Source organism: Labrys okinawensis (assembly GCF_047345005.1).
GTDB lineage: Bacteria > Pseudomonadota > Alphaproteobacteria > Rhizobiales > Labraceae > Labrys > Labrys okinawensis.
The window spans coordinates 4,624,591-4,651,364 of sequence record NZ_CP178864.1; the positions used below are offsets into that span (position 1 = coordinate 4,624,591).

At 63.3% G+C, this 26,774-nt stretch carries 23 protein-coding genes; 13 read left to right on the forward strand and 10 right to left on the reverse strand.

Annotated elements, in window-relative coordinates; genetic code table 11:
- Window positions 1-81 precede the first annotated feature (81 nt).
- The 3 genes from ACMDCR_RS21630 to ACMDCR_RS21640 all read left to right on the forward strand — a co-directional run bounded on the left by ACMDCR_RS21630 (window position 82) and on the right by ACMDCR_RS21640 (window position 4,964).
- On the forward strand, window positions 82-1,704 hold the full coding sequence (locus ACMDCR_RS21630; RefSeq protein ID WP_413988599.1) for an ABC-F family ATP-binding cassette domain-containing protein: 1,623 nt from the start codon (window positions 82-84) through the stop codon (window positions 1,702-1,704).
- Between the two features lie 198 nt (window positions 1,705-1,902).
- Entirely contained in the window at window positions 1,903-3,117 is a 1,215-nt protein-coding gene (locus ACMDCR_RS21635; protein ID WP_413988600.1) for an MFS transporter, read from the forward strand.
- A gap of 152 nt (window positions 3,118-3,269) precedes the next feature.
- A complete protein-coding gene (locus ACMDCR_RS21640) occupies window positions 3,270-4,964 on the forward strand; it encodes a dihydroxy-acid dehydratase (protein WP_413988601.1) in 1,695 nt (564 codons plus the stop codon).
- 491 nt (window positions 4,965-5,455) lie between these two features.
- Here the strand turns inward: ACMDCR_RS21640 and ACMDCR_RS21645 are convergent.
- A protein-coding gene (locus ACMDCR_RS21645) for an IS5 family transposase (protein ID WP_413988602.1) occupies window positions 5,456-6,207 on the reverse strand; the annotation gives its coding sequence in 2 pieces (ribosomal slippage) (window positions 5,456-5,874 and window positions 5,874-6,207; 753 coding nt in all).
- A gap of 198 nt (window positions 6,208-6,405) precedes the next feature.
- Complete coding sequence (locus tag ACMDCR_RS21650; protein WP_413988603.1) at window positions 6,406-6,744, reverse strand: hypothetical protein; 339 nt, start codon at window positions 6,742-6,744, stop codon at window positions 6,406-6,408.
- 306 nt (window positions 6,745-7,050) lie between these two features.
- Between ACMDCR_RS21650 and ACMDCR_RS21655 the strand changes: the two genes are divergently transcribed.
- Window positions 7,051-7,440 carry a hypothetical protein gene (locus ACMDCR_RS21655; RefSeq protein ID WP_413988604.1) on the forward strand — a complete coding sequence of 130 codons (390 nt, stop codon included), beginning with the start codon at window positions 7,051-7,053 and terminating at the stop codon, window positions 7,438-7,440.
- Window positions 7,441-8,425: 985 nt separating this feature from the next.
- Window positions 8,426-8,740: an ArsR/SmtB family transcription factor gene (locus tag ACMDCR_RS21660; RefSeq protein WP_413993689.1), complete on the forward strand. Its 315-nt coding sequence runs from the start codon at window positions 8,426-8,428 to the stop codon at window positions 8,738-8,740.
- A 30-nt stretch (window positions 8,741-8,770) separates the two neighbouring features.
- Here ACMDCR_RS21660 and ACMDCR_RS21665 read toward each other — a convergent pair whose 3' ends face one another.
- Window positions 8,771-10,480: a M20/M25/M40 family metallo-hydrolase gene (locus ACMDCR_RS21665; RefSeq protein WP_413988605.1), complete on the reverse strand. Its 1,710-nt coding sequence runs from the start codon at window positions 10,478-10,480 to the stop codon at window positions 8,771-8,773.
- A 290-nt stretch (window positions 10,481-10,770) separates the two neighbouring features.
- Window positions 10,771-11,163: a cupin domain-containing protein gene (locus ACMDCR_RS21670; RefSeq protein WP_413988606.1), complete on the reverse strand. Its 393-nt coding sequence runs from the start codon at window positions 11,161-11,163 to the stop codon at window positions 10,771-10,773.
- Between the two features lie 182 nt (window positions 11,164-11,345).
- On the opposite strand from ACMDCR_RS21670, the gene ACMDCR_RS21675 reads away from it, so the two are divergent.
- From ACMDCR_RS21675 to ACMDCR_RS21690, 4 genes are all read left to right on the forward strand, one after another.
- On the forward strand, window positions 11,346-12,596 hold the full coding sequence (locus ACMDCR_RS21675; RefSeq protein WP_413988607.1) for a sarcosine oxidase subunit beta family protein: 1,251 nt from the start codon (window positions 11,346-11,348) through the stop codon (window positions 12,594-12,596).
- Window positions 12,597-12,709: 113 nt separating this feature from the next.
- Entirely contained in the window at window positions 12,710-12,985 is a 276-nt protein-coding gene (locus ACMDCR_RS21680; RefSeq protein ID WP_413988608.1) for a sarcosine oxidase subunit delta, read from the forward strand.
- A complete protein-coding gene (locus ACMDCR_RS21685; RefSeq protein ID WP_413988609.1) occupies window positions 12,982-15,963 on the forward strand; it encodes a sarcosine oxidase subunit alpha family protein in 2,982 nt (993 codons plus the stop codon). Before ACMDCR_RS21680 ends, ACMDCR_RS21685 begins: the two co-directional genes overlap by 4 nt.
- Window positions 15,956-16,588 (forward strand): sarcosine oxidase subunit gamma, encoded by a 633-nt coding sequence (locus tag ACMDCR_RS21690; RefSeq protein ID WP_413988610.1) that lies wholly within the window; start codon window positions 15,956-15,958, stop codon window positions 16,586-16,588. The genes ACMDCR_RS21685 and ACMDCR_RS21690 overlap by 8 nt, the downstream gene beginning before the upstream one ends.
- Window positions 16,589-16,739: 151 nt before the next feature.
- Here the strand turns inward: ACMDCR_RS21690 and ACMDCR_RS21695 are convergent, their stop codons facing one another.
- On the reverse strand, window positions 16,740-17,492 hold the full coding sequence (locus ACMDCR_RS21695) for an SDR family NAD(P)-dependent oxidoreductase (protein ID WP_413988611.1): 753 nt from the start codon (window positions 17,490-17,492) through the stop codon (window positions 16,740-16,742).
- A 122-nt stretch (window positions 17,493-17,614) separates the two neighbouring features.
- Here ACMDCR_RS21695 and ACMDCR_RS21700 point away from each other — a divergent pair, with 122 nt between their 5' ends.
- Complete coding sequence (locus ACMDCR_RS21700; protein ID WP_413988612.1) at window positions 17,615-18,532, forward strand: LysR substrate-binding domain-containing protein; 918 nt, start codon at window positions 17,615-17,617, stop codon at window positions 18,530-18,532.
- A gap of 202 nt (window positions 18,533-18,734) precedes the next feature.
- Here ACMDCR_RS21700 and ACMDCR_RS21705 read toward each other — a convergent pair whose 3' ends face one another.
- Entirely contained in the window at window positions 18,735-19,643 is a 909-nt protein-coding gene (locus ACMDCR_RS21705) for an aldo/keto reductase (RefSeq protein ID WP_413988613.1), read from the reverse strand.
- A 46-nt stretch (window positions 19,644-19,689) separates the two neighbouring features.
- Complete coding sequence (locus tag ACMDCR_RS21710) at window positions 19,690-20,610, reverse strand: LysR substrate-binding domain-containing protein (protein ID WP_413988614.1); 921 nt, start codon at window positions 20,608-20,610, stop codon at window positions 19,690-19,692.
- Window positions 20,611-20,721: 111 nt separating this feature from the next.
- Between ACMDCR_RS21710 and ACMDCR_RS21715 the strand changes: the two genes are divergently transcribed.
- Complete coding sequence (locus ACMDCR_RS21715) at window positions 20,722-21,471, forward strand: SDR family oxidoreductase (protein WP_413988615.1); 750 nt, start codon at window positions 20,722-20,724, stop codon at window positions 21,469-21,471.
- A 251-nt stretch (window positions 21,472-21,722) separates the two neighbouring features.
- Window positions 21,723-23,153, forward strand: a complete 1,431-nt coding sequence (locus tag ACMDCR_RS21720) for an aldehyde dehydrogenase family protein (RefSeq protein ID WP_413988616.1) — start codon at window positions 21,723-21,725, stop codon at window positions 23,151-23,153.
- Between the two features lie 19 nt (window positions 23,154-23,172).
- On the opposite strand, the gene ACMDCR_RS21725 is transcribed toward ACMDCR_RS21720, so the two are convergent.
- Window positions 23,173-23,385: a hypothetical protein gene (locus tag ACMDCR_RS21725; protein WP_413993825.1), complete on the reverse strand. Its 213-nt coding sequence runs from the start codon at window positions 23,383-23,385 to the stop codon at window positions 23,173-23,175.
- On the opposite strand from ACMDCR_RS21725, the gene ACMDCR_RS21730 reads away from it, so the two are divergent.
- Window positions 23,344-24,057 (forward strand): hypothetical protein, encoded by a 714-nt coding sequence (locus tag ACMDCR_RS21730; protein WP_413988617.1) that lies wholly within the window; start codon window positions 23,344-23,346, stop codon window positions 24,055-24,057. The genes ACMDCR_RS21725 and ACMDCR_RS21730 overlap by 42 nt on opposite strands.
- On the opposite strand, the gene ACMDCR_RS21735 is transcribed toward ACMDCR_RS21730, so the two are convergent.
- Window positions 24,043-24,867, reverse strand: a complete 825-nt coding sequence (locus ACMDCR_RS21735; protein ID WP_413988618.1) for a tetratricopeptide repeat protein — start codon at window positions 24,865-24,867, stop codon at window positions 24,043-24,045. The two genes, ACMDCR_RS21730 and ACMDCR_RS21735, sit on opposite strands and share 15 nt — an antisense overlap.
- 136 nt (window positions 24,868-25,003) lie before the next feature.
- The gene (locus ACMDCR_RS21740; RefSeq protein WP_413988619.1) at window positions 25,004-26,749 is read right to left on the reverse strand and encodes an ABC transporter substrate-binding protein; all 1,746 of its coding nucleotides are present in this window, start codon (window positions 26,747-26,749) and stop codon (window positions 25,004-25,006) included.
- Window positions 26,750-26,774: the final 25 nt, after the last annotated feature.

Below are 26,774 nucleotides of genomic sequence, written 5' to 3' on the forward strand. Positions count from 1 at the left end.
GCACGATTGCGCTCGCCACCCTTTCACCGGCCAGGCGCATCGCTTAAAGAGCCCCGCAATTTCCATCGGCTTCCGGCATCCATGATTCGTCTCGAAAACATCTCCAAGCAGAACGGCAACCATCTTCTCTTCATCGAGACCTCCGCGGCGCTTTTGAAGGGCGAGAAGGCCGGTCTTGTCGGCCCGAACGGGGCCGGCAAGACCACGCTTTTCCGCATGATCACCGGCGAGGAAGAGCCGGACGAGGGGCGCGTCGCCGTCGATCGCGGTGTCACCATCGGCTATTTCAGCCAGGATGTCGGCGAGATGGCGGGCCGCAGCGCCGTTGCCGAGGTGATGGATGGCGCCGGACCGGTCAGCGAGGTGGCAGCCGAGCTGAAAGCGCTGGAGGCCGCCATGGCCGATCCCGACCGCATGGACGAGATGGATGAGATCGTCATGCGCTATGGCGAGGTGCAGGGCCGCTTCGAGGAGCTCGACGGCTATGCGCTGGAAGGCCGGGCGCGGGAGGTGCTGGCTGGCCTCAGCTTCAGCGAGGCGATGATGGACGGCGACGTCGGCGCCCTTTCCGGCGGCTGGAAGATGCGCGTGGCGCTCGCCCGCATCCTTCTGATGCGCCCCGATGCCATGCTGCTCGACGAGCCGAGCAACCATCTCGACCTTGAGAGCCTGATCTGGCTCGAAGGGTTCCTCAAGGGCTATGAGGGCGCCCTGCTGATGACCTCGCATGACCGCGAGTTCATGAACCGCATTGTTTCCAAGGTGGTCGAGATCGACGGCGGCTCGCTCAACACCTATTCGGGCGACTATGAATTCTACGAGCAGCAGCGCGCGCTCAACGAGAAGCAGCAGCAGGCCCAGTTCGAGCGCCAGCAGGCCATGCTCGCCAAGGAGATCAAGTTCATCGAGCGCTTCAAGGCGCGCGCGTCGCATGCCGCCCAGGTGCAGAGCCGGGTCAAGAAGCTCGAGAAGATCGAGAAGGTCGAGCCGCCGCGCCGGCGCCAGACCATCGTGTTCGAATTTCAGCCCGCCCCGCGCTCGGGCGAGGATGTCGTTAGCCTCAAGAACGTCCACAAGAGCTATGGCGTACGCAGCATCTATGAGGGCCTGAACTTCCAGGTGCGCCGCAAGGAGCGCTGGTGCGTGATGGGCGTCAACGGCGCCGGCAAGTCGACGCTGCTGAAGCTGATCGCCGGTTCGGCGGAGCCCGATGCGGGCTCGGTCACCCAGGGCGGCAGCGTGAAGATGGGCTATTTCGCCCAGCATGCCATGGACCTGCTCGACGGCGAGCGCACCATCTTCGAGACGCTGGAAGATTCCTTCCCGCAGGCCGGCCAGGGCTCCCTCCGGGCACTGGCCGGCTGCTTCGGCTTCTCGGGCGACGATGTCGAAAAACGTTGCCGTGTGCTCTCGGGCGGCGAGAAGGCCAGGCTGGTGATGGCCAAGATGCTCTACGACCCGCCGAACTTCCTGGTGCTGGACGAGCCGACCAACCATCTCGACATGGCCACCAAGGAGATGCTGATCCAGGCGCTCTCGCAATTCGAGGGCTCGATGCTGTTCGTCTCGCATGACCGCCGCTTCCTGGCGGCCCTCTCCAACCGCGTGCTGGAGCTGACGCCGGAGGGCGTCCACCAATATGGCGGCGGCTATAGCGAATATGTGGCGCGCACCGGGCACGAGGCGCCCGGGCTGCATGAGTAAATCCCGGTGCACGGGCATCCTGCCCGTACTTGAACCGCCGCGCCTGTAGAACGGAAAGAACGGGCAGGATGCCCGTGCACCCGGATTGCCCTCGCTTTCGTCGGCGAATAATCTCATCCAGCCTGTCGGTTTGCGTCCCTTTCATTCGTCCTCAGAGCATCACAGTAACAACTACGGCTCGAGACGGGAATCATGCGGATGAAACTCTTCTACGGTTGGGTGATTGTCGCGGTCGGTGCCTTGATGACCTGCGTTGGGGCCGGCGCCATGTTTTCGCTGGCGGTGTTCCAGCGGCCGATGTCCGCCGATACCGGCTGGTCGCATGCCGGCATTTCGAGTGCGATGACACTCGACTTCCTGTTCATGGGCGTGGCCGGCTTTGCGTGGGGTACCGCGAGCGATCGCTTCGGGGCGCGGCCGGTGGCGCTCGCGGGCTCCGCCCTTCTCGGGCTCGGCCTGGCGCTGGCAAGCCGAGCCGATACGCTCCTCGAATTTCAGCTCACCTATGGCATCATCGTCGGCATCGCAGGCGGGGCCTTCTTTGCGCCGATGATCGCCTCGGTCACCACCTGGTTCGAACGCAACCGCAGCCTCGCCGTCTCGCTGGTCTCGGCGGGCATCGGGGTAGCGCCGATGACGGTGTCGCCCTTCGCCACCTGGCTGATCGGTGCCTTCGGCTGGCGCGACGCCATGCTGACGGTGGGCATTGCCGCCTGGGTGCTGCTGCTCCCGGCCGCCCTGCTGATCAGGCCCGCGCCGCTGGCGTCCAGTGACGCTACGTCGGCGATGCAGACGGAGATCGGGACGACAAGTTTCACCGCCGCACAGGCCTTCCGCACGCCGCAATTCATCGTGCTCGCCCTCACCTTTTTCTTCTGCTGCGCCGCCCATTCCGGACCAATCTTCCACATGGTGAGCTATGCCATGATCTGCGGCATCTCGGCGCTGGCTGCCGTCAGCATCTACAGTGTCGAAGGCCTCGCAGGGCTTGGCGGCCGCCTGCTTCTGGGCGTGATGGCGGACCGCATCGGCGTCAAGCCGGTCCTGGTCGCTGGGCTCCTCGTCCAGGCGCTTGCCATCAGCGCCTATCTCTATGTCACCCGGCTCGAGCAGTTCTATCTCCTCTCCATCGTGTTCGGCACGGCCTATGGCGGGGTGATGCCGCTCTATGCGGTGCTGGCGCGCGAATATTTTGGGCCGCGCATCATGGGCACGGTGTTCGGCGCGGTCACGATGGCCTCCAGCATCGGCATGGCCTTCGGGCCGGTGGCCGGCGGCTGGATCTTCGACAATTTCAACGATTATCGCTGGCTCTATATCGGGTCCTTCGCCGTTGCCCTTGGCGCGGTGGCGGTGTCGCTGGCCTTTCCACCCCTGCCTTCCCGCTCACGCGAGCAGTTGCAGCCATCGTGAAGCAGGCAGGTCGCCGTTGCCCTCTGGCGATATCGGGAGCACCGGCCATCGGTAAACACGTCGCTTGTTGACCAACGCCGGCGGAGTGGGCCTATTGCCGGGAGACACGCCCGAACCCCAAGCGCGGTTTTCCTGACGACAGAGGGACCTCCATGGCTGCCAGTCCTCCCGGCATCGTCGGCGGCTTGACCAATTACGGCGATCCGCGCTTTGCCGCCTATCTCCGGCGCTCCTTCGCCCTCTCCATGGGCTATTCGCGCCGGATGCTGTCGAAGCCGATCATCGGCATCACCTGGACGGCAAGCGGCTTCAACAATTGTCATCGAGGCGTGCCCGAGCTGATCGAGGCGGTGAAGCGTGGGGTTCTGGCGGCCGGCGGCCTGCCGCTCGACTTCCCGGTGACCTCGCTCGGCGAAGTCTTCCTCAACCCGACCAGCATGATGTTCCGCAACCTCATGGCCATGGATGTGGAGGAGATGATCCGCGCCCAGCCGATGGATGCGGTGGTGCTGGTCGGCGGCTGCGACAAAACGCTGCCGGCCCTGGTGATGGGCGCGGCTTCGGCCGGCAAGCCCGCCATCCTGCTCGCCACGGGGCCGATGATGACCGGCCGCTACCAGGGCGAACGCCTGGGCGCCTGCACGGATTGCCGCCGCTTCTGGGGTCGTTACCGCGCCGGCGAGTTCAGCGACGAGGCGATCGACACCGTCGAGGGAAGGCTCGCCACCACCTCCGGCACCTGCGCCGTGATGGGCACGGCGAGCACGATGGCGATCCTGTGCGAGACGATGGGGCTGATGCTGCCCGGCACCGCCGCCATCCCCGCCGTGCATGCCGACCGCCTACGGGCGGCAGAGGCAAGCGGCACCGCGGCCATGGAGCTGGCGTTCTCCGGCCGCACCCTCGACGCGGTCATCACCCAGGCCAGCGTCGATAATGCCGTCAAGGTGCTGCTCGCCATTGGAGGCTCGACCAATGCGGTCGTCCACCTCGCCGCCATCGCCGGACGGCTCGGCCTCAAGGTGGATCTGAAGGCACTAAACCGCGTTTCGGATGCGACGCCCGTGCTCGTGGACCTCAAGCCGACCGGCCATGGCTATATGGAGGATTTCTTCAATGCAGGCGGTGTCGGCGCCCTGCTGCGCCGGCTCGAGGCCCATCTCGATCTCGGCACCCTGACAATCACCGGCGAGACGCTCGGTGAACAGCTCCCGCCGGCCGGCGAATGGATCGACGGCGATATCATCCGCCCGCTCGACAAGCCGATCCGCGCCGATGGCGGTCTCGTTGCGCTCTATGGCAATCTCGCCCCCAACGGCGCCATCCTGAAGCGTGCCGCCGCGGACGCGAACCTGTTCGAGAAGACGGCCCGCGCGGTCGTCTTCGACGGGTTGCTGGACCTCGCCGAGCGCATCGACAGCCCCGATCTCGATGTGGAGCCCGAGGACGCGCTGGTGCTGCGCAATGCCGGCCCGAAGGCCTGCGGAATGCCGGAAGCCGGATATATCCCGATCCCCGCCAAGCTTGCCCGCCGCGGCGTCAAGGACATGCTGCGCCTCTCCGACGCACGCATGAGCGGCACAGCCTATGGCACCATCGTGCTGCACATCTCGCCGGAAGCTGCCGCGGGCGGGCCGCTGGCACGCATCGAGACCGGCGACCGCATCAAGATCAGCGTCGCAGAGCGTCGGCTCGACCTGCTGGTCGACGACGCTGTTCTGCGGGCCCGGGAAGCCAGGATGCAGACGATGGCCGGCGAGCGCGGCTGGGCCAAGCTCTATCGCGATCACGTGCTCCAGGCGGAAGAGGGCTGCGACCTCGATTTCCTGCGAGCGCAACGGATGTGAATTGCACCCGCCAATATCCGAAGCCAGCACCTGCAGGCGCCCTCTCAGGGGAAACAATTGAGGAGACAGCCTTGCCCGATAGGACTATTGGTGGCCCGTGGAGGGATTTCAGATGGTTAAAACGCTTCTGCTGTCGGCCGTCCTCCTGGCGGGTCTCCAATCCTCTGTCGGCGCCCAGACGATTCCCGGCAGCGGCGCGTTTTATGTGCAGGCCTGCCACAGCCTCGCCGCCAATAACGCCTCGACCAGCAACGATCTCATTCTGCCGAGCTTCTACTGCGCCATCAACATCGACGATCTCGCGGGCGTCGGCCGCATCCTGCCGGCTGACAGCCGCTTCTGTAAGCCAGCCGATGTCACGATTCCGCAAATGGCCGGCGTGGCCGCCGCCTATCTCGATGCCCATGCGGACAGGCAGAGCGAATCCTTCATGACACTTGCAGGCAGTGCCTTCCACGAAAAATGGCCCTGCCCCTAGGGTCGAGACTCAATCAGAGCCACCAGGTGACGGCAGCAGCGAGGTATACGCCTGCAGCGAAGACGATAGCGAGTTTGTCATAGCGTGTTGCGATGCGCCGCCAGTCCTTGAGCCTGCAGAACATACGTTCGATAAGATTTCTCTCTCTGTAGAGGGGTGGATAGAAGGGATGAGGTCGCTTGCGGGTTGGATTGTTGGGTATGACCGGCCGAGTTCCGCGCTCCAGCAAGAATTGGCGGAGGCCATCGCTGTCATAGGCAGTGTCTGCCGCACACAAGGCGGCTGGCGGCAAAGAAGCGAGCAAAGGCAGGGCTACTCTGACATCGCCCAATTGGCCGGGGGTCACTTCGAAGGCTATTGGTCGTCCCCAACCGTCTACAACGGCATGGATTTTGGTCGTGCGGCCAGCGCGTGAGCGCCCGATCGCTTGAATTTGGTCCCCCCTTTTCCGCCAGCGGCGGAACGATGGGCCTTGGCGGTTGTGGAGTCGATCATCTGCGCCTCGCCAGGAGTAACCTCGATCAAGGCGAGGAACAGGCGACGCCAAATTCCCTGCATCGTCCAACGTCGAAAGCGATTATAGACGGTGGTCGCCGGACCGTACCGAGCTGGGCAATCTTGCCAGCGGCACCCACTTTTGAGGACGTGGACAATGCCGCTGATGACCCGGCGATCATCGACCCGATGCGCGCCGGATCGATGCTTCGGCAAGAGTGGCTCAATCCTCGCCCATTGATCGTCACTGAACCAGAACTCATTCGCCATGATCCAAGCTCCAAGCTTCATTCAAAGCTTTGAATCACATTGGAAAAATTCTTTCAATAGCTTGAATGAGTTTCGACCCTAGAGCTAAATGCGTTCAAGCAGGCGCGGAATTCGAGAATAAATTACTGGTATCAAAAGCATTTTTGCGATTCTTGGTGAACCGATCTGAAGGCAAAACGCCCCAGAGCAGTCGTCGCCTTAGGGATTGAGCATCAGGCGCGCCTTGCCGACGGCGCTCTCGCATTCCTGCGTCTTTCCCTGATCATCATAGGTTTGCGCCTGCATCAGCGCTGCCTCGACATTGGCCTGCGCAATCTGCTTGGCACGCTCTATCGAAGCGGGCGTCGGCTGGCGGTCGAGCTGGGCGCTGACGGATTGCGGCGCCGACGCAACCACTGGAGCTGGAACGTCACTATTGTGCGGCATGGCTTGCCGCAATTGTGCAATCTGGCTGGAACAGACACTTGCGGTTGCACCGGAAATAGGCATCGACGAAACAACGAAAATCAAAAACAGCTTTTCACCAAAATACCTCATCAGAACATCTCCTGATCTTTGGCTTGTGCAGTGCTGTTAGACTAATAAATGAAAAAGGCATTCCGTGGACGAGACCTCGCCCAGCCCTTCACAAAAGCGGATTATGCCGGCAGCAGGTTCCAACTGACGCCACTACTTGCCGCAGAGGACCGAAATCTCGTGCCGCAAGCGGCCATTCGATTAAGAGCGCGCAAGTCCCGCTCGCGCCACAGTTTTCGCCTATGGTAATGTGACCTTTGGACTTGGGGGGTGTCGAGACTGGCAGCGCGTCACTGGCGCGTGCCAACGAAGAAGCGGGAGGTCGTCATGCGAGCGGTTCCGGCTGCCCTTCTGGCTGTATGTCTCGGATGCTCGGTCGTCGTTTTCCTGGAGGGGCCGGCCCGTGCCGCCGAGAGGGCTATCGACTATGGTGACATGCGCTGTGCCTTCGCGATCAAGCAACATGCCCATCTCGACAGCCAGATCGTGACCTGGGCAAGGGGCTATCTCGATGGTTATGCCGGGGCGATGACGAAGACGGATTACACCGCTTCCATCGGCGGCAGCGAGCCCGCTACGGTCCTGAGCGACAGCACCATCCTGCGGAACCAGCTACGGGCTTATTGCCTTCGGCACCGCAGTCAGCCTCTGGAGGGCGCGCTTCGGCAAATCCTGGATCGGATTGGCGTGTCTGTCGGCGAAGCGCCCACGCATTGAGCGCGCGCCCCCACAGATCGATGCCCGTCCTTGGGAATCCCAAAGGTCCGCACGCCCCAGAGCAAGCGCGTTTGAGCGGAAACGTTGCTTGTTCTAACACCTTGTTTCGACGCGTCTTTGTGAGACTTGCCAATTCCTCCATCTTGCAAAACGCTTCAGCCTCCGTTCGAAGGGCGGATGGGGGCCGTGAATCACTTGCCAAGACCGATGGCGAGCTCAAGCCCGAGACCGGGACCTGGTGGGACCGTGATCTCGCTTCTGGCCACGGCATCGCACTCTTGAGATCGGAAGGGGATATGGACCAGCCGCCCGGCGCAGCCGACCGATTCGAATGTGATCGGTAACTGCCCGCACCCACGCCCGACCAGGCCGTTATCGGCTTCCAGACTGGCTGCAGAAGTAGCGGCGTTATCCTGGTTCAATGCCTGTCAAACGCGCCTGCCGGACACTCGAGCGTCCATGCGCCAGGACGAGATTTTACCGATTCGCGACCTGCCATTACGTCAAGATAAACACGTCATATTTGACGGAGTGTGCGAAGGGCGGAGGACGTCTAAATTGTACTGGCGAATGGCGCAGCGATCTCCGAACAGATCCCCTCCATGCTGTGTCGTTCGCACCTTCGCTCGGTTCTCTCGGTACCCTATACAAGCCCGCGTCGCGGGCTTCTTTTTGCGGCCCTCGGATCTTGAATACAACAGCCATCGTCTTAGAATTCAGGATTGTGATAGAAAGTTAGCTGATCAGCGAACCGTCGGTAATCGTGATTTTGTTTCAAATAACACTTAGCCAAATGGTAAAGTATTGGAGACAACAAATCTGCCGATGACCACTATTTCACCTTCCTTTCTTCTTCGACCAGCACCATCTTACCTCCAGCCAGTATCCTGCGATGTTGATGTTTCCAAGCGCTTCCGCTTCTGTTTCCCGGTCGAGAAAGGCAGCTGACGTGGCATCCAGCCCCGACGCGCAAGCCCTCGACAGAATGTTTCATGCCCTCGCCGATGCGAGCCGCCGCAGCATGGTGGATCGGCTCTGCCAAGGCCCCGCCGCCGTGACCGAACTCGCCGTGCCGCTCTCCATGGGCCTGCCAGCCGTGCTCAAGCACCTCAGCGTGCTCGAGGCCGCAGGCATCGTCCTCTCCGAAAAGAGCGGCCGGGTACGGACCTACCGCATGACGACGGACGCTCTCAAGCTGGCCGAGGGCTGGCTCGCCGAACGCAAGGCGTGGCTCGGGCAGCCGCGCATCAAGCCCGACCGGCACCGCAACGGCGAACCGATGGACATCACGGAGGCGTGAATCGGCCGCCGACCGGCAAGACCTCACCTGTCAGCCATCTCCCCGAACGCCTGACAGGGATGCCCCCAGGCTTGGCGGGGAGCGTGGACTGAGAACTTCCACGGCGATGGCCCGGAGGAAATGCGGCAGGATGCCAAAGGCGTAGGGTGCATGGACACGCTCCAGCCTTTGGTGAAACTCACGCCCCCAGGGCCCGATATTCACAGCAGGATAGGACAGCGCGTCCGGCACGGTCTCATCGATATGCCGGGTGGCCGGTGTGTTGGCCGCAACGATACGGCTATCGTCTTCCCTCGATGCATGGCCGAGGAAGCTCATGTCGGAAATGCCGGTGAAATAGTCGCGGTATTTGAGCCGCGTGTCGAATTCCCGTTCCGTCGCGAGGCGCGCTGCTTCCAGCGCCCGTGCGAAAGCCCTGTGAGATGGGTGCGCATCGTCGAGATGGGTATGGGGATAATGCAGGCTGCCGAAGCCGACGATAACGGCAGGCCCGGTGATACGTGCCTCAGCCACCATCGCATCCACGAGTTCGCGCGTGAGCTGGAGCGGATTGTCATTGCCGGCAAGCGCGGCTTCCAGCACTTCGATGCGATTCGCGGCCGCCTTGCCGCCGACGCGGGCAAGTTCCAGCAGCAGTTCGGAAGCCGTCAGTACCCGGGCGTCCTGCACACCGGAAGGCTGGGCAGCGCCGAGATAATGGGCATAAAGCTCGGCTTGCATGTTGAAATGCTGGAGAGCGCGTAGCAACGCCCCGTGCACTTTCGCGCGGAACAGGCCGAACAACTCCTCGGGCGTGCGCGAATGGGAGAGCCAGTTGAAGGCGATCCAGGTGCGCTCGGGCGTCGTCACCTCATAGCCGCCGCGGAAGTCGCGGGCCTCCAGGCAGATCGGTGGCGGGGACACCTCGCCGCTAGCGCGATCGCAAAGCTCGGCATTGGCCTCGATCGCCCGCATGATCTCCGCCGCGATCAGATGGGCGCTGATGCCCTCGAACGGGTAGCTTGCATGCGAGGGCTGACCAATCACGAAAGCGAAGGGCAGGAGCTTGCCGATGGTGCCCCGATAGATTGCCCTCCCCTCCGAGCCATCGCCCTGGTCGCTGGTGGCGTCGAGGTTGATGCCTGCGACGATGTCGAGGCCCCAGCGCGTCATCAGGGCCGGCAGGGCCCGGCGCAGGCTGCGCATACCCTGCGAGTTGCGCTCCTCGTCCGGCGTGACAAAGAGGATGAGGTTGCCCTCGCGTTCCGCTTGCCCCGCAAATTCCTCGAGCACGGCGATGCCGGCGGCAATGCCGCTCTTCATGTCGAGCATGCCCCGCCCAGGGACGAAATCCCCGCTGCGGAAATCATCAAGCGCCCGCTCCTCGCTGGGAGTCAGCGGCCGGCTCGACAGGTCGGCAATCAGGGCGTCCTTCAATTGGTCGGGCTCGAAGGCCAACGGCGCAAGATCGCGATAATTGCCGACGGACACCACATCATAATGCCCCGCCAGCGCCAGAGTGCGCCGGCCGCTGCCGCGCACCACAGCCACAATGTTCCGGGTCAGCGGCGAGCCGTGGCTGTCGATCAACGTGATGTCTTCGGGATGAGCCTTGAAATAAGGCAGTTCGCACAAGAGCCCGGCGAGCTTCTCGCCGAAGGAAGCTTCGTCCGGCGTGCCCGTTTCGCTCGGCCAGCGCACGAGGCGATAGGACAGCTCGCGGACCCGTTCGGCAGGATCCCAGGCAGCGTCGGTGGTCACAGGTGTTCCTCCTAGTTGCCGGCCGGGAACTGGAACGCTATCAGGCGGAACAGACGATGGAAACGCTAATCCTGTATAGAGCAAAATGCGTGCAGGTAGGAGCGGATTTCGGAATTAACTGACTGGTATCAAAAGCATTTTGCGATTCTTGGTGATTCGATCTGAAAGTTAAGACGCTCTGAAAGTCGCCAACCTGCAGCGGGTCTTCGACCTCCTCCCGGAGGTGTGCCTGTCGCGGTTCGCCCCATCGATGGCCGGGGGCCTGCTGGTTGCCTCTTCCAATCATCCCGTCACGCCGGGAACTCATAGACCACGTCCGAAAAACGGCCGGTGGGAAAGACATAGAACAGCCTCAGATCACCATCGCCACTGTTGCGCAGGGCATGCCAGGCATTGCCGGGGATGAAGACGGCCACCCCCTTGGTCACCGCGCTTTCCTCATCCTCGACGGTAAGCACACCCGAACCTTCCAGGATCAGGTAGATTTCGGCCTCGGCATGGCGATGGGGCGGATTGTTGCCACCGGGCGTCAGAATGGCGATACCGGCGCACATGGCATCCGTCGGCGTGAGACCGGCACTGAACAGTGTATGCCAGGCAACGCTCCCCTTAACCGGATCGTCCCACGTCTCCTGTGGCCGTTCCTCGGCCCGGGTGATGACGGCCTGTGATGTCGTGCCCATGATCCCTCCGCGCGATGATGCCGCGGCTCTTCCGGGCGGCGCTGCATTGATCCCCAATTCATCCATACTATGCTCGTAAAGATGTTGCATAGACAGGAATAATCTTTCACTGTGGGTTAACATCGATTTCTAACCCTTTGCCCCGCCCGAAGCTCTCCACCTTACCTCCGCCAAGAAGCCTGATGCACTATTCCGTTTTTTCCCTCCTGAAGAACGCCCTCACCGGCCATCGCAGCTGGCAGCCGGCTTGGCGCGATGCCGAGCCGCGGCTCTCCTACGACGTCATCATCATCGGCGGCGGCGGGCACGGCCTGGCGACGGCCTATTACCTCGCCAAGGAATTCGGCATCACCAAGGTCGCGGTGCTCGAAAAAGGCTGGATCGGGGGCGGCAATGCCGGTCGCAATACCACGATCGTGCGCTCCAACTATCTGCTGCCCGGAAATATCCCTTTCTACGAGCATTCGATGAAGCTGTGGGAAGGCCTGGAGCAGGACTTCAATTACAATGCCATGATGAGCCAGCGCGGCGTGCTCAACCTCTATCATTCCGACGCTCAGCGTGACGCCTATGCAAGGCGCGGCAACGCCATGCGCCTGCACGGCGTCGATGCCGAGTTGCTTGACCAGGATGGCGTCAGGGCGATGGCGCCCTTCCTCAATTTCGACGATGCGCGCTTTCCCATCCAGGGCGGCCTCCTGCAGCGCCGCGGCGGCACCGCCCGCCATGACGCCGTGGCCTGGGGCTATGCCCGCGGGGCCAGTGATCGCGGCGTCGACATCGTGCAGAATTGCGAGGTGAAGGGCTTCGTGCGCGAGGGGGGCCGCATCGTCGGCGTCGAGACCACGCGCGGCACGCTGCGCGCCAGGAAGATCGGCATGGCGGTGGCTGGCAACACCTCGAAGGTCGGCGCCCTCGCAGGCCTGCGCCTGCCGATCGAGAGCCATGTGCTGCAGGCCTTTGTGTCCGAGGGGCTGAAGCCGCTGATCCCGGGCGTGATCACTTTCGGGGCGGGGCATTTCTATGTCAGCCAGTCCGACAAGGGCGGCCTCGTCTTCGGCGGCGACATCGACGGCTACAATTCCTACGCCCAGCGCGGCAATCTGCCGGTGGTCGAGGATGTCTGCGAGGGCGGCATGGCCGTGATGCCGATGATCGGGCGCCTGCGCCTCCTGCGCAGTTGGGGTGGCATCATGGACATGTCGATGGACGGTTCGCCGATCATCGACAAGAGCGGCATCGACGGCCTCTACCTCAATTGCGGATGGTGCTATGGCGGCTTCAAGGCAACGCCCGCCTCGGGCTGGTGTTTCGCCCATCTGATCGCCAAGGACGAGCCGCATGAGGTCGCCAAGGCCTATCGGCTCGACCGCTTCGAGACCGGAGCGGTGATCGACGAAAAGGGCCAGGGCGCCCAGCCCAATCTCCACTAGCGCTTCACTTTCAGACCGAATTACCAGGAATCGCAAGATGCCACTTCTGCCACCGCGTTACGTTGGAATGCTGTTTCAACCTGAACGCATTTTGCTTTAGAAAGTGCTGTTCGATGCGGATTGCCTGTCCCTATTGCGGTGCGCGCGGCGTGCACGAATTCACCTATCTCGGCGATGCCACGCCGGTGCGGCCCGATCCGTCGGCGCCGGAGGCCGGCAAACTCTTCTTCGATTACGCCTATTTGCGCGACAATCCCGAAGGAGAGCATGAGGAACTCTGGTACCACTCCTCCGGATGCCGCTCCTGGCTCAGGGTGAAGCGCAACACGCGCACCCATGCGATCTCGCAAGCCGTACTGGTGCAGGACGCGACGGGAGCCGCGTCATGAGCGATGCCGTCTCCTTCCGCCTTCCCTCCGCCGGCCTTCTCGACCGCGCCAGCCCCGTCGGCTTCCAGTTCGACGGCAAGCGCTATCAGGGCCTGGCCGGCGATACGCTCGCCTCGGCGCTGCTCGCCAACGGCGTGCGCCTGGTCGGCCGCTCCTTCAAATATCACCGTCCGCGCGGCATCTTCACCGCCGGCCCTGAGGAGCCGAACGCGCTGGTGGAACTGCGTGCGGGGGCAAGGCGCGAGCCGAACACCAAGGCGACCACGGTCGAACTCTATGAAGGGCTCGAGGCAGCAAGCCAGAACCGCTGGCCTTCGCTGGCCCTCGACCTGCTCTCGGTGAACCAGCTTGCGGGACCGCTCTTCGTCGGCGGCTTCTACTACAAGACCTTCATGTGGCCTGCTTCCTTCTGGGAGAAGGTCTATGAGCCGATGATCCGCCGCGCCGCCGGCCTCGGTAAGGCGAGTGGAATGCCCGATCCCGACCGCTACGAAAAGGCGGCCGCCTTCTGCGACGTACTGGTGATCGGCTCCGGGCCCGCCGGCCTGATGGCGGCGCTGGAGGCCGGCCGCGCCGGCGCGCGCGTCATCCTGTGCGAAGACGATTTTCGCCTCGGCGGCCGCCTGCTCGCCGAACGCCAGGAGATCGATGGCAAGCCGGGCGCCGTGTTCGCCTCCGAGGTCGAGGCAGAACTGGAAGCCATGCCGGACGTGCGGATCATGCGCCGCACGCAGGTATTCGGCACCTATGACGGCGGCACCTATGGCGCACTGGAACGAGTGTCGGATCATCTGCCCCTGCCGCCGGAGCACCAGCCGCGCCAGCGCCTCTGGCACATCATGGCCAGGCGCTGTGTGAATGCCATGGGTGCTGTGGAGCGGCCGATCGTGTTCGGCGGCAACGACCGGCCGGGCGTCATGCTCGCCTCCGCCGCGCGCACCTATCTCAACCGCTATGGCGTGGCGCCGGGCCGCAAGGCCGTGGTCTTCACCACCGCCGACGATGGCTGGCGCTGCGCCGCCGATCTCACCGCCGCGGGCGTGACGGTGGCAGCCATTGTCGACGCCCGCCAGGAAGTCAGCCCGGATGTTTCCGGCTGGGCCTCGAAGATCGGCATGCGCATTATGCTCGGCGCCCGCGTAACGGACGCGAGGGGCGGCGCCTCGGGCATCAAGGCGGTGGAAGTCCTCAGCGACCGCAGCCGCGAGACCCTCACGGCCGATTTCCTTGCCGTTTCCGGTGGCTGGAACCCACAGGTTGCCCTCACCACCCATAAGGGCAACAGGCCGCGCTGGTCAGACCAGCTGGCGGCCTTCCTGCCCGGCGACCTGCCAGAGGGCATGGCAGTGGCGGGCGCCGCCAACGGCGATTTCTCGCTGGGCGCCTGCCTGCGTACGGGCACGGAAGCGGGACGGGTAGCCGCGGCCGACTGCGGCTTTTCCGCCGGCAGCGCACCCCTGCCATCCAGCGAAGACGAGCCGGTCGGCCTCAAGCCGCTCTGGCACGTGGCCGAGAGCGGTTCGAAGGCTTTCGTCGACCAGCAGAACGATGTCACCGCCAAGGATATCGAGATCGCCCATCGCGAGGGTTTCCGCTCGGTCGAACATCTCAAGCGCTACACCACGCTCGGCATGGCGACGGACCAGGGCAAGACCTCCGGCGTGGCAGGCCATGCCATGATGGCCGCATTGCTCGGCCGCCCGATGACCGATGTCGGCACCACGGCTGCCCGCCCGCCGCATCTGCCGGTGGCGATCGGCGCGCTCGCGGGACCCCATCGTGGCAGGCATTTCAAGGCGACGCGCCTTACCGCCGGCCATGACTGGTCGATTGCCAACGGGGCCACCATGGTCGAGGCCGGCCAATGGCTGCGCCCGCAATGGTTCACCAGGCCCGGCGAGAAGGACTGGCTGGAGAGTGTCTCGCGGGAGGTCCGCACCACCCGCTCCGCAGTCGGCATCTGCGACGTCTCCACCCTTGGCAAGATCGACATCAAGGGCGCCGATGCCGGCGCCTTCCTCGATCGCGTCTACATCAACACCTTCTCCACCGTGGCGGTCGGCAAGGCGCGCTACGGCCTGATGCTGCGCGAGGACGGCTTCGTCATGGATGACGGGACGTCTGCCCGCTTCGCGCCCGATCATTTCGTGATGTCGACCACAACAGCGAATGCCGTGAAGGTGATGCAGCACCTTGAATTCTGCCGCCAGGTGCTCTGGCCGGAACTCGACGTCTCTCTCGCCTCGATCACCGAGCAATGGTCGCAATATTCGGTGGCCGGCCCGAAGGCGCGCGAACTCCTGCAGAAACTCTATGGCCCCGATGTCGATCTCTCCGACAAGGCCTTCCCCTATATGGGCTGCGCTCCTCTTCCGCTCGGCAATGTGTCGTCCCGCCTCTACCGGCTCTCCTTCTCCGGCGAGCTTGCCTATGAGATCGCCGTGCCGGCCCATTACGGCCTGGCGCTGCTCAAGGCGCTGATGGCGCTGGCCGGCGAATTCGGCGGCTGCGCCTATGGCACCGAGGCGCTCGGCGTCATGCGCGTCGAGAAGGGCCATGTCGCCGGCAACGAGCTCAACGGCCAGACCACCGCCAGGGATCTTGGCCTCGGCAAGATGATGTCCACCAAGAAGGATTATATCGGCCGTATACTTGCACGACGCCCCGCGCTCGTAGCCGCTGATCGCCCTGCGCTCGTGGGCCTCAAGCCGGTCAACCCGGCCGACCGCCTGCGCGCCGGGGCCCATTTCCTCAAGAAGGGCGCCGCCGCTGAAGCGAAGAACGACGAAGGTTTCGTCACTTCGGTGGTCTGCTCGCCGATGCTGGAAAGCTGGATCGGCCTCGGCCTGCTGGTCGGCGGCCCCTCGCGCCATGGCGAGGTGGTGCGCGCCTACGATCCCGTGCGCAATGGCGATATCGAGGTGGAGATCGTCTCGCCCATCTTCTTCGATCCGGAAGGGAGCCGCCTCCATGTCTGACACCCTCGCGGCCGGCCCGCTCCTTCTTGGGAAACGCAGCGCCTTCGACGGCCTGCTGAAGCCGGTGGGCCATGCCAATGGCGTCACCGTCCAGGACCGATCGGATCTGGAACTGATCGTCCTCGCCGCCCGCAAGGGCCAGGCGGGAGCCCTCGCCGCACGCATGGAAGCGGGTTATGGCCTGCGCCTGCCCTCCGGCCCCAAGCGTGTTGTTTCCGGCTCCCTGGCCGCCATCGGCACCGGCCCCGGCACCTGGCTGCTGACCCGGGATAGTGAGGCGAGCGGCGCCTTCGCCGACGAACTCACCCAGGTTCTCGCCGGCATTGCCGCTGTCACCGACCAGTCCTCTGGCTATGCCATGCTGCGTATCGGCGGCCCCCGCGCCCGCGACACCTTCGCCAAGGGCCTCGATATCGATCTGCACCGGCGCGTCTTCGGCCCAGGGGACGCTGCCGTCACCGCCTGCTCCCATATCGGCGTGATGCTCTGGCAGCTCGACGATGCTCCAACCTATGAGATCGCCCTCTTTCGCTCCATGGCCGGCAGCTTCTGGCACTGGCTGAGCGAGAGTGCGGCGGAGTATGGGTTGGCCACTGGGAGCAACGACATCTTGTCCGCCTCTTGAGCGACGACACCCGTTGTCGGGATGCAACACGAATTTCGGCCGCGCCCTGAAACGGGGGCGGCCTTGATGGAAGGCGCCATTCCTTTCTGCGCCGCCTCCGATTCAAGAGCGGAGGGGACGTCCGCACTCCCAGGTCGCCACGAAGTGCAGCTCAGATCTGCGCCATGCCGCCATCGACGAAGAGCTCAATGCCGTTGATAAAGCTCGCATCGTCCGAGGCGAGGAAGACGGCGGCCTTGCCGATCTCCTCCGGCTCGCCGATCCGGCCCATCGGGACCTGCGAGGCGGCAAGCTGCTGGAACTGCTTCCACTCCTCCTCGTTCGACGTCAGGCCTTGCAGGCCGGGGGTGGTGGTCGGGCCGGGGCTGATGGCGTTTACGCGGATATGCCGATCCTTGAGGTCGAGCATCCAGTGCCGCGCAAAATTGCGGATCGCCGCCTTGGTGGCGGCATAGACGCTGAAGGCCGGCAGAGCGCGCGTGGTGCTGGTCGATGACGTCAGGATGATCGAGGCGCCCTCTCGCAACAGCGGCAGGGCCTTCTGCACCGTGAACAGGGTGCCCTTCACATTGATCGCAAAGGTCCTATCGAAATGCTCTTCGGTGATGGTACCGAGCGGGGCGAACTCGCCGCCACCGGCATTTGCCGCAACGATGTCGAGATGGTCGGTCGTCTGGCGGACGGTGGCGTAGAGCCGATCAAGATCGGCGAGATCGGAGATGTCGTTGCGAATGCCGATGGCGTTCGGGCCTATTTCCTTGACGGCGGCGTCAAGCTCGGCCTGGCGGCGGCCAGTCACGAAGACGGTGGCGCCCTCGCGGGCGAATTGCCTGGCGATGCCAAAGCCGATGCCTGTGCTGCCGCCGGTGACGAGAGCGAACTTGCCTTCCAATTTCCTGGTCATTGTCCTGTTCCGTTTGTTCAAGCGAATGATTTCGCATGGCCTTGAGTTATTTTCGGAACGATGACAGCGGTAGAGGTGAGCTGTGGTACTTTGCGTTCCACCAATGGAACGATGAGGCCCGGATGCAGGACCTGAACGACATCCTCTATTTCAGCGAGGTCGTCCGTCATGGCGGCTTCGCAGCGGCTGGACGCGCTTTGCGCCTGCCGAAGTCCAAGCTCAGCCGACGGGTGGCGCAGCTCGAAACCCGGCTTGGCGTGCGGCTGATCGAACGCTCCTCGCGGCGTTTCCGGGTTACGGAGACCGGCCGATCCTTCCATGAGAATTGCCGCAGCGCGCTTGACACGGTCGAACGGGCCGAAGCGCAAATCGCGGCCGCTCAGGCCGAACCGCGCGGCTCCGTCCGCTTCAGTTGTCCGTCGGGCCTGCTTGAACTGGTCTCGCCACTGCTGCCCGGCTTCCTGCGCAAGTATCCACTTGTTGACATTCGAATCCTCGTCGCCGACAGACCGGTCGATCTGATTGCCGAAGATGTTGATGTCGCCCTGCGTGTGCGTGTCTCGCTCACCACCGATGCTGCTCTGGCCATGCGTAGCGTCGGGCGCAGCCGGCGCATCCTGCTCGCGAGCCCGGCCTTCGCGAATGGTCTTGGCGATGTGCGCGACATCGAGGCCCTGGGCTCGCTGCCAATGCTCAGCTCGAATGAAGACGAGGGCGCACAAAGCTGGGAGCTAGAGGGTCCGGATCGTCGGACCTACCGCCTCGTGAACAAGCCACGACTGGGCTGTTCGAGCTTCGTCGCCTTGAAGGAGGCGGCGATCGCGGGCCTCGGCGTCGCCTTCATTCCGGATCATATAGCGGTCGAAGCGCTGCGCACGGGCCGTCTCGTGCGGCTGTTTCCCGGCTGGCATGGCGAGGAAGGCATCGTGCATCTCGTCTTCACCAACAGAACGGGGCTACCCGCCCCGGTGCGGGCCTGGATCGACCATCTTGCAGAAGGGTTTCGCGACCGAGCACTGTTCCAGATGCCGTGGCGCTAGAGCGTTTTACTTTCAGATCGAACCACCACGGATCGCAAAATGCTTTTGGTACCGTTAAGTTAATTTCGTAATCCGCTCCTGCCTGATCGCATTTTGCTCTAAGGATGCGGATGCTTTTCCTGGGAACGCGGACGTCTCTGCAACACTCAAGAGCGTGTCGGACGATCCGCTCTTTTGTCATAGGACACGTCCTTTCCAAGCGCTACGGCAGCTTCTCGCCACGGGACGCGACAAGGACGGCATACCATTCCGCCCTGCTCCAGCGCGGCACATAGATCTGCGGAATCTCGCGGATACGGTCGAGGTTCTGGGTGCCGACGATCGGGATGGTGCGGGAGGGATGGGCCATCAGCCAGCTCAATGCCACCGCAGTTCGCGAGACACCCGTCTCCGAAGCCTTGGCGTCGAACAGGGCCACGACCGCATGCGACCGCTCATCCTGAGGCTGCGCCAGCCGGCCGCCGCCAAGCGGGGACCAGGCCAACACGGCCATATCATATTGGATCGACTGATCCAATATGCCGTCGGTTAGCGGATCGAGATGCAGGGCGGAGAATTCCGGCTGGTGGCTGACGATGGGCAGGCTGAGAAAGGCGGCGAGAGCCTGCGTCTGCGGCACAGTATAGTTCGAGACGCCGATGGCCCCGATCTTGCCAGCGCGATGCGCAGTCTCCAGGGCGGAGGCGATCTCGCCGGGATGGGTGAGGATATCGGGCCGGTGGATCTGCCACAGGTCGATACGCTCGGCATTCATGCGCCTGAGCGAGGCATCGATGGCGGAGGAGAGATAGGCGGCAGAGGAATTGTAGGGCGTGCCGGGAACGATGCCGCCTTTCGAAGCCAGGATCATCTGCGCCCGGAGCCCGGGAGCGGCGCCGAAGACGCGGCCGAGCTGCGTCTCGGCGGCGCCGAAGCCTCCTTGGCTCTTCGGACCGTAGATATCGGCGGTGTCGAACAGAGTCACGCCGGCCTCGAGCGCCGTCTCCACCAGCTTCTGCGCTGTTGCGAGATCCTCCCCGCCGAAGCGCCACATGCCCCACGCGACCGAGCTTACGGAAAAGCCACTCTTGCCGAGAGGGCGCATTTTCAGGGGTGCGGGCAGTTCATTCATCTGGTCAATCCTGCTGCTGGGAGGCATTCGAGGAAGGGCCTCCATATCAAGCGGGAGCTTGGATGGACACCCCCTCCTCCCAGTAAGGCGGATCGCCGAAGGCCCGGCGCAGGTAATCGGCCAGTGCCCGCAGCTTGGCGGAAGGACGCCGCCCTTCGGGATGGGCGAGGAAGATCGCTTCACCTTCCGGGCGGATGCCGACATCGACGACGCGCAGCCCGCCCGAACGAATGAGCGGCCCGGCGATGAAGGTCGGCAGCAAGGCGATGCCGAGACCCGCCAAGGCGGCGTCAAGGATCATGGCGCCATTGTTGACGCGCAGCGCCACTTTGGCCCGCACGATCTCAGCACCTTCCGGCCCGAGGAAGCGCCAATCCGCCACGCCGCGATTGGTGTAGAAGATGCCCCTGTGGCCGTCGAGTTCGGCGATCGAGTGCGGCATGCCATGGCGGGCGAGATAGTCGTCGGAGGCCACGAGCAGGCGCCTGCTTGGGGCCAAACGCCAGACCATCAGACGTGAATCGTCGATCACGCCATGCCTGATTACGCCGTCATAGGCGCCCGAGGCAATGTCGACGCGGCGGTCGTCGAGATCGAGGGTCAGTTCGATCTGCGGATGGGCCGCAAGGAAGCGATAGAGCGCCGGCCCCAGATGCAAATGGGCGAAGGTGATCGGCGCTGCGATGCGCATGAGCCCGGCCAGCGTACCCCGCCGCTCGGAGAGATCCGCACTCGCCTCCTCCACTTCCCGAAGGATGCGCCGGGCGCGCTCGAGAAAGGCCGCCCCATCCTCTGTCACCGACAGACGGCGCGTTGTACGGTGCAGCAGCTTCGCCCCGACGCTTCTTTCCAATTCCCCCAGCCTCTCGCTGACCACCGATTTCGACAGACGCAAGCTTCGAGCCGCCTCGCTGATCGAACCCGCTTCGGCGACCGCCACGAAACTTGAAATGCCGTCCAGCTTCATTGTTCGGATTTTCCGGAAGATAGATCCATCTTCGCCACCATAGTCCGAACGCCTGTCTTGCGCCATATTCCGGTCATCCAAACGGATCTCAAGCAAAAGGACCAGACGATCATGGACAGACTCAAAGGCAAACGCGCGCTCATCACCGGCGGCACCAGCGGCATCGGCCTCGAAACAGCCCGCCAGTTCATCAACGAAGGCGCCCGCGTGGCGGTAACCGGCACCAATCCCGAAACGCTGGAAGCGGCGCGCAAGGCCCTCGGCGAAGGCGCGCTCGTCATCAAGTCGGACGCTTCGGATGTTGCCGGCCAGAAGGAGGTGGCGGACGCCGTCAGACAGGCTTTCGGCGGGCTCGACATCCTCTTCGTCAACGCCGGCATTGCCCAGCTCAAGCCGATCGAGGCCTGGACCGAGACCGACTACGACCGCCTCTTCGCCATCAATGTGAAAGGCCCCTACTTCCTCATCCAGGCGCTGCTGCCTCTCCTCGCCAACCCTGCCTCGATCGTGCTGAACACCTCCGTGAACGCCCATATCGGCATGCCGAACTCCAGCGTCTACGCGGCCTCCAAGGCGGCGCTGCAATCGCTGATACGCACGCTCTCGGGCGAACTCATCGGCCGTGGCATCCGCCTCAATGCCGTCAGCCCCGGCCCGGTGTCGACGCCGCTCTATGGCAAGCTCGGCTTCTCTGAGGCAGAGCTGAAGGGCGTCGCCGAAAGCATCAAGGGCCTGGTGCCCGCGGGTCGCTTCGGCGAGCCGGGGGAGATCGCCAAGGCCGTGGTCTTCCTTGCCTCGGATGAGGCCGCCTACACGGTCGGCAGCGAGATCATGATCGATGGCGGCATGGGCACGCTGTAGGAACCCGGCGTCGCTCCCTCGCAGGCCCGGCGATCCCTCCGAGCCTGCGCTCTTTCATCCTCTTGCGTGTGGTTATTGTCGGCTTGTATGGTAACTGTCCAGCAAATGGCTTTCAGTTTGGAAAGCAATTTTCTTCAGAATGTTTTCCTTTCGAAAGGCCTTCATTTCTGATTGAAAATCCTTTTGCAAAGGCAAAAGCGGTCACTATATTTGACTGAATATCACCCAGAAAATCGCATAGGGAGCGAACGATGAGCCACAATCTGCAGTTCTATATCGATGGAGCATGGGTCGATCCGGAAGTGCCGAAGGTGCTGGACGTGATCGATCCTTCCAACGAAGACGCCTTCGCCCAGATCTCGCTCGGCTCCAAGGCCGATGTCGACAAGGCCGTTGCCGCTGCACGCGGCGCCTTCGAGACCTTCGGCTTCACCTCGCGCGAAGAGCGCCTCGACCTCCTCAACCGCATCATCGAGGTCTACAAGAAGCGCAGCCAGGACCTTGCCCTTGCCGTGTCGCGCGAAATGGGCGCGCCGCGCCAGTTCGCGCTGGATTCGCAGGTCGGCGTCGGCCTCGCCCATCTCCAGAAGATGGCCGAAGTGCTCAAATCCTTCCAGTTCCAGCAGGCCAAGGGCACGTCCATGGTGGTCAAGGAGCCGATCGGCGTCGTCGGCCTGATCACACCCTGGAACTGGCCGCTCAACCAGGTCACCTGCAAGGTCGCCCCTGCCCTTGCCGCCGGCTGCACCATGGTGCTGAAGCCCAGCGAGATCGCACCGCTCGATGCCATCATCTTCGCCGAGATCATGGACGAGGCCGGCACGCCGAAGGGTGTGTTCAACCTTATCAATGGCGATGGCCCCACGGTCGGCGAGGCCCTCTCCGCCCATCCCGGCATCGACATGATGTCCTTTACCGGTTCCACCCGCGCCGGCATCCTGGTGGCCAAGGCCGCCGCGGACACCGTCAAGCGCGTGCATCAGGAACTCGGCGGCAAGTCGGCCAACATCCTGTTCCCGGATGTAGACCTCGCTGATGCCGTGCCGAAGGGCGTCAGGGGCTGCTTTGGCAATAGCGGCCAGTCCTGCAACGCGCCCACGCGCATGTTCGTGCCGCGCGAGCACCATGACGAAGCCGCAGCACTCGCCAAGACGGCGGCGGAGAAATTCGTGGTCGGCGCGGCCGATGCCTCCGGGACCAATCTCGGCCCGGTGGTGAGCCGGATCCAGTACGACAAGATCCAGGGGCTGATCGAAAGCGGGATCGCCGAGGGCGCCACCCTCGTCACCGGCGGCCCCGGCCGTCCGGCCGATCTCAATCGCGGCTATTATGTGCGCCCCACCGTCTTCGCCAATGTGACGCCGGAAATGCGCATCGCCCGCGAGGAAATCTTCGGCCCGGTGCTCTCCATCCTGCCTTATGACAGCGTGGAAGAGGCGATCGAGCAGGCCAACGACACCGTGTACGGCCTTGCCTCCTATCTGCAGACCAAGGACCTCGACAAGGCCCGGGCAGTCGCCCGTCGCATGCGCACCGGCAATGTCCATATCAACTATCCGGCATGGGAAGCCGGCATGCCCTTCGGCGGCTACAAGCAGTCCGGCAATGGGCGTGAATATGCCGAATACGGGCTGGAGGACTTCCTGGAAACCAAGGGTATCCTCGGTTACGAGGCAGCCTGATCATCCCGTGAAGGCGGCGTCATTCGCGCCTTGCATTTTGGATACATTTGGAGGAGGCCGGGTTTCCCCGGCCTTTTCTTGTCTGGCGCGCTTTGACAAAAGCAGTTCCATGGAATTGCTCGATGGCGTAAGCGGTGATCAGGCGCATGGCGCGGTCAGCGCGCTTGATTGACCTGAAAGGACTACAGCCTTGCGCATCGTCTTTCGCTGCGATCCGCATCTGGCGGATCATCTGCAACGGCCAGCGCCCGCGCGTGGCGTTCTGCCCGATTGGCTGCGGGCCATGCCGGCCAAGGCCTTTTCGGAGATCCATGGTCGCGAAATCCGCACGGTCAAGCAATGCCCGCCTTTCGTCGACGCGATGGCGCATGGTTTCGTCATCCCGCTTCCCTGTGATGTCAGCGTCGAGAACGGCGTCTTTTCCTGGGACTGGCGCATTCCCGAACCCGCAACCAAAGGGCATCCTCGCGCTCCCCTGAGTTTCCATGTTCCCGAGCAACTGGCGGGCGCGCCCTTTGCCGACGGCTGTGCTGCCCTCAAATTCAACAGCTTCTGGACGATCGAGCTTGAGGAGGGTTGGTCGCTGCTGGCCGTTCACCCCATCAATCGCGACGATCTGCCCTTCCGATTGATTACCGGCCTGGTCGATGCGGACCGGTTTCACGATGGCGGCATCAATTTTCCGGCCGTATGGACCGACCGGGCTTTCAATGGCGTTCTGCCCAAAGGGACACCGGTCGCGCAGTGCTTGATTGTGCCCAGAGAGCAGCCCGATCTCGTCTTCGAGCAACTCGAAGGCCATTCGAAAACGGCCTATGAATCCACCGTCGCCGAGGTCCTTGCCAGACCGGGCGTCTACAGAAAGCGCTTTCGCGCCAAGCGCCGTCGTTCATTCGCCGAGTGAGTGCCGCAGAGCCTCGCGATCCAGCCAGAGCCGACCGGTCTGCGCCGATGTCAGAGCCATGGCGATCATGCCGAGGGTGGCAGGCTTCTGCTTGTAGGCAGTACCATAGGCGACCATTGCGGCATCCATGTCGCCCTCCTCCTGCAGCTGAATCGCAAGGTTGACTGCGGCTTCGGCGAAATCCGGGCGGATGGAGAGAGCCTTGCGATAGGCCGCGATTGCACTTTTTCGATCCTTCAGATCCTCGCGGGCGGTTGCGAGATCGAACCACACAGAGGCAGGCGCCTGGGCGTTCGCAGCATCGGTGAGCCAGCGAACCGCCTCTGCAATCTCGCCTCCTTCCCACAGCAGCCGACCCAGCCGGGCCTTGGCTTCCGCGGAACCCGGATCAGCAGCGATGACGGCTCGCCAGGCACCGATGGCCCTTTCGTCACGGAGAGCGGTCAACAGGCGCGCATGTTCGAGCAAGGCCTCCGGCGTCCGTCCAAGCACTAGCGCCTGCTCGCAGTGCCAGAGTGCCGCAGGCAGGTTGTTGCCGGCACCGAGGATCCTTGCCGCGAGCAGATGGCGCGGGAGCGTGCCCACCTGCCCCTTGAGCGCGGTGAGGATGGCTGTCTCGGCCGCTGCAAGCTCGCCCCTGGCGAGGCTGATGGTGGCCAACAGATGGTTGAGTGCCGGATCGCGCGGCGCTGCGCGTAGTCCCGCAGCACATAACCGCTGGGCTTCGTCTGACCGGCCCGCATTGAAAGCCGCGACCGCACGACGGAGGACCTCGATTTCGGCGTTTCCGGATTGCCCACGCATTGCCATGTGGATGCCTGCCTTGCGCCGGGAAGCGGCCTTGCCGAGCCGATTATCCTTGAGCCGGACGGTTTTCGGAACTAATCGCCCTGGCTCCAAACGATAGGGCCGGGTTACCCCGGCCCTTCTCTCTTGTATGCAGATATCACTTCTTGGGCGGGCTCGCCGGCCAGGACTTGATAAGTGCATCATAGTCGATGGTCTCGCCCTTGGGCTTCTCGTTGGCAAGCATGGGCTGGGGCGCGATGGTGCCGTTCTTCTTGGCTTCCTCGACCCAATGCTCCAACGAGGTCTTCGGGTTCAGCTTGGGACCGCATTTGCCCTGGACGCCCGATTTCTCGAGGCGTGCCATGACAGCATCCTGCGCAGCGGCGAGGCCATCCATGGCCTGCTGCGGCGTCTTGGCACCCGAGGCGGCATCACCGATGTTCTGCCACCACAACTGCGCCAGCTTGGGATAATCGGGCACGTTGTTGCCGGTCGGGGTCCACTGAACGCGGGCCGGGGAGCGATAGAACTCGATCAGGCCGCCGAGCTGAGGCGCCCGTTCGGTGAAGCTCTTGTCCCAGATATCGCTTTCGCGGACGAAGGTCAGGCCGACATGGCTCTTCTTCAGCGAAACGCTCTTGGACGTGATGAACTGCAGATAGAGCCAGGCAGCCTTGCGGCGATCGGCTGGCGTCGACTTCAAGAGCGTCGCGGAACCGACGTCCTGATATCCGAGCTTCATGCCATCCTTCCAGTAGGCGCCATGCGGCGAGGGTGCCATGCGCCATTTCGGCGTACCGTCTCCATTCATGACGGCGATGCCGGGCTTCACCATGTCGGCGGTAAAGGCGGTATACCAGAAGACCTGCTGGGCGATGTTGCCCTGCGAGGGCACGGGTCCGGATTCGGAGAAGGTCATGCCCTGCGCATTCGGCGGAGCATATTTCTTCAGCCATTCCAGATATTTGGTGATGGAGTAAACCGCCGCCGGACCATTGACGTCGCCACCGCGCGCTACGTCTGAGCCGACCGGGTTGCATCCTTCCATGCGGATGCCCCATTCATCGACAGGCAGGCCGTTCGGCAGGCCCTTATCACCATTGCCGGCCATGGACAGCCAGGCGTCGGTGAAACGCCAGCCAAGCGACGGGTCCTTCTTGCCATAGTCCATATGGCCGTAGACCTTCACGCCGTCGATCGTGCCGACATCGTTGGTGAAGAAGTCCGCGATGTCTTCATAAGCAGACCAGTTCACGGGGACGCCGAGATCATAGCCATACTTGGCCTTGAACTTGGCCTTGTAGTCCGGGTTCTGGAACCAATCGTACCGGAACCAGTATAGGTTCGCGAATTGCTGGTCAGGCAATTGGTAGAGATGGCCGTTCGGCGCCGTGGTGAAGGACTTGCCAATGTAGTCATCGATATCGATGCCAGGATTGGTGACATCCTTGCCCTCGCCGGCCATGTACTCCGTCAGGTCGACGGCCTGGCCATAGCGGAAATGCGTGCCGATGAAATCGGAGTCGTTGATCCAGCCATCATAGATGTTCTTGCCGGACTGCATCTGGGTCTGGATCTTTTCGACGACGTCACCTTCCTGGATGACATCGTGATGGACCTTGATGCCCGTGATTTCCTCGAACGCCTTGGCCAGGGTCTTCGATTCATAGGCGTGGGTGGTCAACGTCTCGGAGACAACGTTGATCTCCATGCCCTTGAACGGCTCGGCGGCCTTGGCGAACCACTGCAGTTCCTTGGCCTGGTCGTCCTGCGACAGCGTGGAAGGCTGGAACTCCGGCAGCCACTTCTTGATCGCTGCGTCATCGGCAAAAGCCGGGACGGAACTCAGGATCAGTGCGAGCGCAACGGCGGTCAGGCCGGTGCGCCTTATCGATGAGCGCATAATCTTTCCTCCCCATAGAGCCAGC

Coding starts and splice junctions, on each gene's coding strand:
- ACMDCR_RS21630 (WP_413988599.1), top strand. CDS start 82: ATGATTCGTCTCGAAAACATCTCCAAGCAGAACGGCAACCATCTTCTC.
- ACMDCR_RS21635 (WP_413988600.1), top strand. CDS start 1,903: ATGAAACTCTTCTACGGTTGGGTGATTGTCGCGGTCGGTGCCTTGATG.
- ACMDCR_RS21640 (WP_413988601.1), top strand. CDS start 3,270: ATGGCTGCCAGTCCTCCCGGCATCGTCGGCGGCTTGACCAATTACGGC.
- ACMDCR_RS21650 (WP_413988603.1), bottom strand. CDS start 6,744: ATGAGGTATTTTGGTGAAAAGCTGTTTTTGATTTTCGTTGTTTCGTCG.
- ACMDCR_RS21655 (WP_413988604.1), top strand. CDS start 7,051: ATGCGAGCGGTTCCGGCTGCCCTTCTGGCTGTATGTCTCGGATGCTCG.
- ACMDCR_RS21660 (WP_413993689.1), top strand. CDS start 8,426: ATGTTTCATGCCCTCGCCGATGCGAGCCGCCGCAGCATGGTGGATCGG.
- ACMDCR_RS21670 (WP_413988606.1), bottom strand. CDS start 11,163: ATGGGCACGACATCACAGGCCGTCATCACCCGGGCCGAGGAACGGCCA.
- ACMDCR_RS21675 (WP_413988607.1), top strand. CDS start 11,346: ATGCACTATTCCGTTTTTTCCCTCCTGAAGAACGCCCTCACCGGCCAT.
- ACMDCR_RS21680 (WP_413988608.1), top strand. CDS start 12,710: ATGCGGATTGCCTGTCCCTATTGCGGTGCGCGCGGCGTGCACGAATTC.
- ACMDCR_RS21685 (WP_413988609.1), top strand. CDS start 12,982: ATGAGCGATGCCGTCTCCTTCCGCCTTCCCTCCGCCGGCCTTCTCGAC.
- ACMDCR_RS21690 (WP_413988610.1), top strand. CDS start 15,956: ATGTCTGACACCCTCGCGGCCGGCCCGCTCCTTCTTGGGAAACGCAGC.
- ACMDCR_RS21695 (WP_413988611.1), bottom strand. CDS start 17,492: ATGACCAGGAAATTGGAAGGCAAGTTCGCTCTCGTCACCGGCGGCAGC.
- ACMDCR_RS21700 (WP_413988612.1), top strand. CDS start 17,615: ATGCAGGACCTGAACGACATCCTCTATTTCAGCGAGGTCGTCCGTCAT.
- ACMDCR_RS21705 (WP_413988613.1), bottom strand. CDS start 19,643: ATGAATGAACTGCCCGCACCCCTGAAAATGCGCCCTCTCGGCAAGAGT.
- ACMDCR_RS21710 (WP_413988614.1), bottom strand. CDS start 20,610: ATGAAGCTGGACGGCATTTCAAGTTTCGTGGCGGTCGCCGAAGCGGGT.
- ACMDCR_RS21715 (WP_413988615.1), top strand. CDS start 20,722: ATGGACAGACTCAAAGGCAAACGCGCGCTCATCACCGGCGGCACCAGC.
- ACMDCR_RS21720 (WP_413988616.1), top strand. CDS start 21,723: ATGAGCCACAATCTGCAGTTCTATATCGATGGAGCATGGGTCGATCCG.
- ACMDCR_RS21725 (WP_413993825.1), bottom strand. CDS start 23,385: ATGATCCGCCAGATGCGGATCGCAGCGAAAGACGATGCGCAAGGCTGT.
- ACMDCR_RS21735 (WP_413988618.1), bottom strand. CDS start 24,867: ATGGCAATGCGTGGGCAATCCGGAAACGCCGAAATCGAGGTCCTCCGT.
- ACMDCR_RS21740 (WP_413988619.1), bottom strand. CDS start 26,749: ATGCGCTCATCGATAAGGCGCACCGGCCTGACCGCCGTTGCGCTCGCA.